This is a genomic window from Acetobacter sicerae, from assembly GCF_011516765.1.
GTDB classification, from domain to species: Bacteria; Pseudomonadota; Alphaproteobacteria; order Acetobacterales; family Acetobacteraceae; genus Acetobacter; species Acetobacter sicerae.
The window spans coordinates 1-6947 of the sequence record NZ_JAAABN010000045.1 but is presented as its reverse complement, the minus strand read 5'-3'; the positions used below and the strand labels follow the sequence as shown (position 1 = coordinate 6947).

4 protein-coding genes are annotated in these 6947 nt (G+C 50.1%); 1 reads left to right on the top strand and 3 read right to left on the bottom strand.

Going from position 1 to position 6947, the window contains the following annotated elements; translation table 11 throughout:
- Nucleotides 1–167: 167 nt before the first annotated feature.
- Genes GVI59_RS18220 through GVI59_RS18210 form a run of 3 tightly spaced genes read right to left on the bottom strand, consistent with a single transcriptional unit; the run spans nt 168 to nt 5486 of the window.
- Nucleotides 168–1526, bottom strand: a complete 1359-nt coding sequence (locus tag GVI59_RS18220; RefSeq protein WP_242013214.1) for a sensor histidine kinase — start codon at nt 1524–1526, stop codon at nt 168–170.
- A gap of 19 nt (nt 1527–1545) precedes the next feature.
- Nucleotides 1546–2244, bottom strand: a complete 699-nt coding sequence (locus GVI59_RS18215) for a response regulator transcription factor (RefSeq protein ID WP_173575469.1) — start codon at nt 2242–2244, stop codon at nt 1546–1548.
- On the bottom strand, nt 2241–5486 hold the full coding sequence (locus tag GVI59_RS18210; protein WP_173575468.1) for an efflux RND transporter permease subunit: 3246 nt from the start codon (nt 5484–5486) through the stop codon (nt 2241–2243). Before GVI59_RS18210 ends, GVI59_RS18215 begins: the two co-directional genes overlap by 4 nt.
- 327 nt (nt 5487–5813) lie before the next feature.
- On the opposite strand from GVI59_RS18210, the gene GVI59_RS18205 reads away from it, so the two are divergent.
- Nucleotides 5814–6827 carry a sulfite exporter TauE/SafE family protein gene (locus GVI59_RS18205; RefSeq protein ID WP_173575467.1) on the top strand — a complete coding sequence of 338 codons (1014 nt, stop codon included), beginning with the start codon at nt 5814–5816 and terminating at the stop codon, nt 6825–6827.
- Nucleotides 6828–6947: the final 120 nt, after the last annotated feature.

Here is a 6947-nt window from a genome sequence, read left to right as displayed (position 1 = left end):
ACCGAGCCGGATTGCAGATCCAGATCCTTATCGAAGGAAGGGTGCACTGTGCAGTTGTCTCTGTTCTTTGATGCCGACACGTCACAGAAGATATAAAACCCAGTGTTTTTCATCGGTGTTCGGATGGGGATCCGATACGGTGCCCGACAATATTCTGACTGATGAAGTTATGACTTTGGCAGAGTGATCTCGCAGCGTAATCCCGGATTATTGTCCTGAAGGCGAATGCTCCCCCCATGCAGGCGGACAATTGCACGCACCATGCTTAACCCCAGTCCGGTGCCGGGCACTGTTCGGCTTGAATCCAGCCTTACCATTTTCTCAAACACACGCTCTCGCTCAGCAAGCGGAATACCAGGGCCTGTATCCGTCACAGCAAATACAATTGCGGTTTTATCCAATTCTGCAGACAAAACAATTCTGGTGCTTGGGGGAGAATGATTTATGGCATTTTCGATCAGGTTGGACAGCATTTGGATTAATAAAACACGACTGCCCTCAATCATCACGTCAGGTTCAGGTGCGCTGACAACAAGAATTTTTCCACAGTCCTCTGCAACGGCTTGATAAAAATATCTTATCTTATCAAATAGATTTTTAACAGAACACAACGCAGCGTCCGGGACACGATCTCCGGCCTCAATCTGTGCGAGCCTTAAAAGGGAAGAGAATATCTCAAGCGCATCATGGAGGTCTGCTTTCGCCCGGATAAGGGCGGAATCCCTGATTTCTGGGTGTAAAGTCTCCATCGCTTTATCCAAATGCTGCCCCAGCCGAGCCAGAGGGCGTCGCATATCATGCGCGATATCATCCGAAACCTGGCGCACGCTGGCGATCAACGTCTCATTCCGGTCAAGCATCGCGTTCAGACTGCCAGCAAGATGGTCGAATTCGTCTCCTGTCGCATTAAGGCTAAGCCTGCGAGAAATATCACCACGCATAATCTCGCGCGCCGTCATGCTGATAGTCTCGATTTTTCCAAGTACAAGACGACTTAAAGTGAAACCACCGCCAAGACCAATCAAAAGGAAAATGAGACTGTTCCATGCCAGTGTCAACCAAAGGCCTCGCCGAAGAGATTGAAGCGGCGTAGCATCAATACCAACAAAGAAGTATCCGCCATCACGTAAAACCGTACCATATCCGATCACAGGATGACGGTCTGGCGGCAATGTGCGGTGCGTCCATGATAACCACCTCCAGCCAGCAACCGGACGCAAATGCAGCATATTGCTCGTGACGGCGTGTGTCTGAGCATCCTGCAGAAGGTAGTAAAAGCCCGGTTCATTCTGAACAAGTTCTTTGATGACAGGAGAGAGGTGACTGACGTCCTGACCTTGTGCTTCTGAAAAAGCTTCGTCGCGCTCATTCGCAACAGCCTGTGTGATCTGTCGAGAAAGCAATGCCTGACTACGATATCCAGATAGCGCCGTTACCATGAGCCCGCTGACAAGAAAACAGCCTGCAAATAATGCCACAATACGAAAGGACGAACTCCGAAAAACTGGAAGTCGCCGAGTTGTCATCTGGGGCATATCCATACTTTCAGGAGTGCCGTAACACATAACCCTGACCTCTGACCGTATGGATCAGAGGTGGAGCATCTCGCCCAAGGCGTTCTCTCAATCGGCTTATGTGAGTTTCGACTAAATTGGTGCGGATCGGGAAATCAATGTCCCACACGGCTTGCAGAAGCATTTCACGCGTTACCAGCATGAGAGGATGCCGCATGAAATATTCAAGGAGTTTCAATTCCTGCTCCTGAATGTAGAGTTTAAGTCCGGCACGACGCACCTCTCTGCTCAGTAGATTGATTTCGACATCGGCAAAAATCAGGCGTGTTTCCTGATGTTGCGCATTGATGCGACGTAAGATGGCCTCAAGCCTTGCCGATAATTCTGCCATTGAAAACGGTTTGACCAGATAATCGTCTCCTCCACTCTTCAAGCCTGTAACTCTGTCGTTAATTCCGTCCATTGTTGTCAGAAAAAGGACTGGGGTCTGGATGTTAGCCGCGCGCATGGTTGTCAGGATGGTCAGACCATCTACTCCCGGAAGTCTGCGGTCGAGAATAATGCAATCCCACGTTTCCTCCAGTGCAAGAGCACACCCCTGTTTCCCATCAGCGACCGTCGTAATGTCAATATGTGTGAACATGGGAGACGACTTGATATAAGCCGCCGTCTCGCAGTCATCCTCAATTAACAGGATGCGTGAAACACCCTCCTGATGATCCGCTATCATGAGGCGCTCTCCTTTATACCATACGTGTTTGACGGAATGTGCTCTCGGCCGAAAGGAAGCTTGTCCAGCACTAAGTATAGAACGGGCGTCGTATAAAGGGTCAGAGCCTGACTTACGACGAGACCACCAAGGATTGTGATACCAAGTGGCAAACGCAGTTCGGCACCATATCCGTGACCGAAAACCAGCGGCAAGGCACCGAACGCGGCCGCGAAGGTCGTCATCATGATAGGCCGAAAACGGAAAATACACGCCTGACGAATAGCGTCCTCAGCGTTAAGGCCCGATCGTTCTGCGGCAATGGCAAAATCGATCAGCATGATGGCATTTTTTTTAACAATACCCACAAGCAGAAGCAGTCCGATCATGGCCATGAGAGAAAACTCTTCGCCACACACCCAAAGGCCGAGCATCGCACCCACACCCGCTGATGGTAATGTGGAGATTACGGTAATCGGCTGGACGAAACTTTCATACAGTATGCCCAGAATGATGTAGATCCCCAGAACAGCGCCCCCGATCAATAACGGCTGATTGTTGGCTGAATTGCGTAACTGTGCTGCGTTGCCTGCGTAGTCTCCCTGAATTGATGCTGGAAGTCTGGTCTGAGCAACGACACGATCGACTGTCTTCATCGCCTGATTTAAAGATACGCCTGGCGGAAGGTTAAAAGAAATTGTTGCAGCGACTGCCTGACCTGCGTGATTAACGGCAAGCGCAGTCTTATTCATTTTGCGGGTCGTCACGACAGAGAGAGGAACCATGGTTTCATGGGCCGTCGAAACCGCTGATCCTGATGACGCGGAAGCCCCCCCCGCCAGACTATTGGCAATCTGGTTTGACATGCTCTGCCTGCTGGCACTGTTTGTCGATCCTGTTGTCTGTCCCTGCTGAACCCGGATGAGATTAGACTGGGCTGCACCGCTGGCGCTTCCCCCAGAAGTGCTCACCCACGTCTGCATAAGTGACTCTGGCGATTGCCAGAAGCGTGGCGACACTTCCATGATCACACGATACTGATTGAGGGGGTTGTAGATGACAGAGACCGCCCTTTGCCCATAGGCGTCATAAAGAACATTACTGACCAGTTGCGGCGTGATCTGCACACGCGCAGCGGCGTCACGCACAATCCGCACATCCATACTGTCACCCCCCAGCAAGACGTCCGAGGATACATCCATCAGTGTTTTCTCCCTGCTCAGCTGCGTCACAAGCTTCTGGGTGTAACGATAGAGTTCCTGTGGGTCATTGCCCTGAAGACTGTATTGGTAAGCCGCATTGCTCGGACGCGCACCGATCCGGATTGCTCCACGCTGAAGCGCGAAGAAGCGTGCATCTTTTAAAACGCGGGTGCGTTGACCCAGCCGACTGATCGTTGAGGCCACAGTATCGCTCCGCTCCGCCTTATCTGTCAGGCGGATGAAAATATTACCCTGATTGGAAGAGCCTCGTCCGCCGAGGAAGCCTGCAACACCCGCAACATCCGGATCCTGCAGGAGTATGCTCTGAACAGTCTCCATATCGTGCGCCATAGCCTGAAAGGAAATTGTCTCATTCCCCATGACACGACCAAGAAGCATTCCGGTATCCTCGTCAGGAAACAGCCCCTGAGGAAGCCCCTGATACAGCGCCACTGTCACGCCCAGTGAGAGAGGAAGAGAGAGCAGGACGACCGTCGGGTGCCCTAACGCGACCTCCAGAGTGCGCTGGTAGATGTTCTGCGTCTGCTCATGCCACCGCTCAAGAATGCGGGTGAAAGCATTCTCCGCCGCATGTGTTCCCAGTCTGGCGCACAGCATGGGAGTGAGGCTGAGCGATAAAATTGCTGAGACGCACAGGGTCAATGAGACCGTGATGGCAAATTCGTGAAACAGGCGTCCGGTCAGACCGCCCATCAGCAGGATCGGTAAAAAGACCACGATAAGCGACGCAGTGATTGAGATAATCGTAAACCGCACCTCCTTGGCTCCCTGCCTCGCGGCATCCAGCGGTGGCAGGCCCTCCTCAGCATAACGCGCGATGTTTTCGGCAACAACGATGGCATCATCCACAACGAAGCCTGTCGCAATTGTCAGAGCCATGAGGGACATAGTGTCGAGGCCGTAACCAAGTAGCCACAGAAAACCAAGTGTTCCGAGAAGGGACGCCGGAATGACAATGGCAGGAACTACGACAATGCGTGGAGAGGCGAGAAAAAGCAGGACGATCGCGATCACGAGAACAACAGAAACTCCGAGTGTCAGGCGGGTATCCGCAAGAGAGGCCCGGATGACCTCTGACCGATCCATAACAGTGGCAAGCCTCATTCCTGGCGCAAGAGTGCTTTGAATGACCCCGTATTCGCGATGAAACTGATCTATTGCTGCAACAGCGTTAGCACCGGCCTGCATGTAGACTTGCGCAATAATCGCTGGCTTACCGTTATAGTAACCGGCATTGCGCACATCTTCCACGCTATCAATAATAGTCGCCACATCAGTGAGATAAATTGGTCTGCCGTTACGCCACGCGACAACAAGCCTCTCATAATCTGCCGCACGATGTATCTGGTCATTGGTTACAATCTGAAATCTCTGTCCAGCAGTATCGATATAGCCTTTTGGTGTGTGTGCGTTGGCTGAAGCCAGTGCGGCACGGACATCTTCAAAGCCAAGTCCATATTTGTATAATATGAGCGGATTAATCTCGACACGCACGGCTGGCAGAGCACTGCCGCTGATCTGCACAAGGCCCACGCCGTGAATCTGCGAAAGGCGCGGCAGCAGGTTATTGGTTGCCTGATCATACAACATCGGCAGAGTATGAGTATCCGAAGCCAGAGCGAGGATCAGCGCTGGAGGATCGTTCGGGTTGGCTTTGGAGTAGGTTGGGTTCTGGCGCAACGTCTTGGGCAGATCGACACGCGCTGCCTGAATAGCCGCGGCGACATCCCGCGCTGCGCCGTTAATGTCACGCGAGAGCGCAAACTGAAGCGTCACACGCAGCATCCCGTTGCTGGACTGAGACGTCATTTCCTGAAGTCCGGCGATGGTGCCGAGGTGACGTTCCAGAGGCTCAGCAATGGAGCTGGCAATCTGCTCTGGCGTTCCGCCAGGCTGAAGCGCTTGTACCTGAATGACCGGGAAATCAATATTCGGCAAATCTGACACAGGAAGCATGAGATATCCCATGAATCCAAACAAGCAGAGAGAGACGGTCATTAAAATTGTAGCAACCGGTCTGGATATAAACCAATCCGTCATACTGGTGGGCGTTTCAGTTCAACATGATGAAGATCCTCACAGGGATCGGCGTATTACCGTTATTGAACTCGCGTCAGAGAGCAAGATACAGCAGCCCACGTTGGGAATTATTAATAGATCTGTGATTTCCCTAAATACGAATATACACTATATTTAGTATAATAGATAAGAAAAATTCATATACACGTTTTATGAGAGCCAAAAATTATGTTTCTTCGACTTTTTGTTGGCGTGGTTATGTTTTTTTTATGGATTCAAGATCTCCGAAATCGAAAGCCGTAACAATAATTCATATGCACAAACGTAGCTGCTATTGGGACACCTGACATGATTTTTGGGTTTGTTACTTTGTTTATAATCTCGATCGCCGCATTTGCGGTCAGCGCTGTCTCGGGTGGAGGGGCTGGTCTCATCATGATGCCTGTGCTGGGATTACTACTTACAGCCGATCATGTACCTGCCGCACTCTCTATTGGCACGGCTGTCAGTTCGATGTCCCGCATTGCTCTTTTTTTTCAAACCATTCAATGGCAAATCGTATTGCGTTTCGTGCCCTTGGCTCTACCAGCAGCGTGGGCGGGTATTCTACTCCTAAAACATATCCAGCCAGCCTATCTGGACTTTTTTCTCGGATTATTCTTGCTAAGTAACCTCCCACTCATGCTTCGTCGCCGTAAGTCAGAAGATAAAATTTCAGAACCACCTAGCATAACATGGCTGCCAGTAATCGGTGCCTTAGCTGGATTCATCTCGGGCTTCACTGGAGCGGTTGGACTATTGTTTAATGGCTTCTACCATCGTCTGGGCTTACGCAAAGAGGAGATTGTTGCAACTCGCGCGGCCGACGACATTCTGCTTCACCTCGTAAAAGTAGGTCTTTATACATTTTATGGGCTTGTCGACCAAAACACCGTTGCCGCAGGCATTATTGTCGCAGTTGCTGCTCTGGCATCTTCTTTCATCATGAAAGCATCGCTACATCTTATTCCTGACCATCTGTTCCGACAAATAGGGCATAGCGCAGCTGTAATTGCTGGCATCGCAATGATAAGCTTGGCAGGCAGCCAAATTACTTCGCAAAATCATATAGAATTTCATTTTATCCAGAATAATAAACAAGTAGAACTCGCTGTGGACTGGAAACAACATCAACTATCGATAGAGCTAGAGAGCCCGACAGAGTTGGAGATAAGCCACATCTTAAAATCGCAAGACGCTTCTGTCGAAAGAATTGCTTCAGTTCTTCATTTTTCTCCTACTCGTGGCCTATACGTAACTCACCTAGAGAAAAATTTTTTTAATCTGTCTCTCTTTAAAGGAGAGGCAAAGTCTACAGTATAAAAATAACAAATTTTTATATCCTGTTAATGAGGAAATTTGAACTGAATTTAGTGACCTATTTTACTATGAACGTTCCCTAGACTTAACTACGAAAGTAACTGATTGAATTTTTAATCCATG